Below are 2,509 nucleotides of genomic sequence, written 5' to 3' on the forward strand. Positions count from 1 at the left end.
CTTGCGGCCATTCGAACGGCAGCTTGTGGGCGCGGATCGCCGCGGCGATCTCCATGCCCGGCGCCATGTGGTCGCCAAGGATCTCGACGATGCGGCCCACCGGCATGGTCCGGTCGCCCGGAGGTGCGGTCAGTTCGGCGACCACCATCTGGCCCGGCTTGGCGCCGCCGAGTTCAGTCGACGGCACCACCAGCTCCGGATGCTTCGGGTTGCTCGGGATCACCGTGAAGATGCCGCCGCCGCCGATGCTCGAGGCATGCAGACGACCGACGACCTGCGAGGTGCCACGTTCGAGCACATCGACCAGCGAGCCTTCGCGGCGTCCGCGGGCATCGGTGCCGGTGACGCGCACGCGCACCCGGTCGCCATTCATCAGGCTGTTCATCTGGCGCGGCGACAGGAACACGTCGCCGGACTTGTCGCCGTGGGCGCTGCCATCAGGCTGGACGAAACCATAGCCATCGCGATGGGCGAGCACCTTGCCGTCGACGAGGATGCCGGAGCGCGGCACCGCTTCGATGGTCTGGCCGTTCTCGGTCAGCACCGGGCGATAGGCGCCGCGACGATCCGCCGCTTCCAGCTGGCCTTCGCGGGCCATCGCCACCAGACGCTTGGCGAATGCTTCCTGCTCGTTGAGCTTCTTCAGGCCGAAGTGGGCGATCAGTTCGTCGAGCGTCATCGGCTCGGCGGATTCGACCAGCGTCTTCAGGATGTGGTTGCGGCTCGGCAGTGGGCTGGCGTAGCGGGTCGACTCGGCTGCGAACTCGGCATCCGCTGTCTTCCAGTCCGCCTTGTCGGCCGTCTTGCGGCCCCAGCTGAAACCGCCGGCCTTGGCCTTCTTCGGCATCTCAGGCGTCTTGTCATCGGCAAGTTCGCGACGACCCGTATTATTTTTCGATTTCTTCATTGACAGACCCCCCGGGTCTGATTAATCTGCGCGCCCTGAGCCGAGGTGGCGGAATTGGTAGACGCACTAGTTTCAGGTACTAGCGGGTAAAACCGTGGAGGTTCGAGTCCTCTCTTCGGCACCATCTTATAAAGCTGTCGTTTCATCTCAAGGCCACCCTCGCGGTGGCCTTTTTCTTTTGTCACTTCGTTCATTACCTCAGTGGTTAGTGGATGGTGGTCAGTGGTCAGTGACAACGAACAGCCAGCAAAGCTTTTTGCCAGGCACGGGTCACTGACCACCAGCCACTGCTTCATCCGAAGGGGTTGCGCAACACGATCGTGTGATCGCGGTCGGGGCCGGTCGAAATGATCGCGACTTCGGCACCGGATACTTCTTCCATGCGCTTCAGATAGGCCCGCGCGTTGGCCGGCAGCGCGTCGTAGCGGGTGATGCCGTAGGTCGTCTCCGACCAGCCCGGCAGGTCCTCGTAGACCGGCTTCACATCGATGAAGCCTTCGGCGCCGATCGGCAGCGTTTCGATCTCTTTGCCGTTGGCGGTGTAGCCGGTGCAGATGCGCACCGTCTCCATGCCGTCGAGCACGTCGAGCTTGGTCACGCACAGGCCGCTGACGCTGTTGTTGAAGATCGAGCGCCGTGCTGCCACTGCATCGAACCAGCCGCAGCGACGCGGGCGGCCGGTGACGGTGCCGAACTCCTTGCCCTTCTCGCGGATCAGCTGGCCGATCTCGTCATCGAGCTCGGTCGGGAACGGGCCCGAGCCGACGCGGGTGGCGTAAGCCTTGACGATGCCGAGCACGTAGTCGAGGTTGCGCGGGCCGACGCCGGAGCCAGTGGCCGCACCGCCCGCCGTGGTGTTCGACGAGGTCACGTACGGATAGGTGCCGTGATCGATGTCGAGCAAGGCACCCTGCGCGCCTTCGAACAGCACGTTGTCGCCCTTGGCGAGCTGCAGACGCAGCAGTTCGGTGACGTCGGCAACCATCGGCCGGATGATCTCGGCGTAGCGCAGCAGATCATCGAGCGTGGTCTGGAAATCGACCGGCGTTTCTTTGTAGTAATTGACCAGCACGAAGTTGTGGTACGCCAGCAGTTCGCCGAGCTTGGCCGCCAGCACTTCGCGGTGGAACAGATCGCTGACCCGGATCGCGCGCCGCGCAACCTTGTCCTCGTAAGCCGGGCCGATGCCCTTGCCGGTGGTGCCGATCTTCGCTTCGCCGCGAGCGCGCTCGCGCGCCTGATCGAGCTTGGCGTGCACCGGCAGCACCAGCGGTGCGGCTTCGGAAATCTTCAGGCGGCTGCGCACTTCGCAGTTGATCGCCTCGAGCTTCTCGATCTCCTTGATCAGATCCGGCAGCGACAGCACCACGCCGTTGCCGATCAGGCAGGCAACGCCGGGCCGCATGATGCCGCTCGGGATCAGGTTCAGCGCGGTCTTCACGCCGTTGATCACCAGCGTATGGCCGGCATTGTGGCCGCCCTGGAAACGAACCACCGCCTGCACCTTGTCGGTCAGCAGGTCGACGATCTTGCCTTTGCCTTCGTCGCCCCATTGCGCGCCGATAACGACTACTGATTTACCCATGTTGTTCCTCAACCTCT

The 2,509-nt window shown here is 64.0% G+C and carries 1 protein-coding gene, 1 tRNA gene and 1 pseudogene; 1 reads left to right on the plus strand and 2 read right to left on the minus strand.

The features are described 5' to 3' along the window. Positions 1 to 907 (minus strand): annotated as a pseudogene (locus Q0D45_RS11870) (hypothetical protein); the annotation flags it as partial. 39 nt (positions 908 to 946) lie between these two features. Between Q0D45_RS11870 and Q0D45_RS11875 the strand changes: the two are divergent. Then, positions 947 to 1,031, plus strand: a tRNA-Leu gene (locus tag Q0D45_RS11875). A gap of 168 nt (positions 1,032 to 1,199) precedes the next feature. On the opposite strand, the gene Q0D45_RS11880 is transcribed toward Q0D45_RS11875, so the two are convergent. After that, positions 1,200 to 2,492 (minus strand): adenylosuccinate synthase, encoded by a 1,293-nt coding sequence (locus tag Q0D45_RS11880; protein WP_293393055.1) that lies wholly within the window; start codon positions 2,490 to 2,492, stop codon positions 1,200 to 1,202. Positions 2,493 to 2,509 lie beyond the last annotated feature (17 nt).

It is taken from the genome of Nevskia sp. (assembly GCF_023266035.1).
Taxonomy (GTDB): domain Bacteria; phylum Pseudomonadota; class Gammaproteobacteria; order Nevskiales; family Nevskiaceae; genus Nevskia.

Excerpts from the sequence above, each read along its gene's own strand:
- Q0D45_RS11880 (WP_293393055.1), bottom strand. The coding sequence starts at position 2,492 with ATGGGTAAATCAGTAGTCGTTATCGGCGCGCAATGGGGCGACGAAGGC.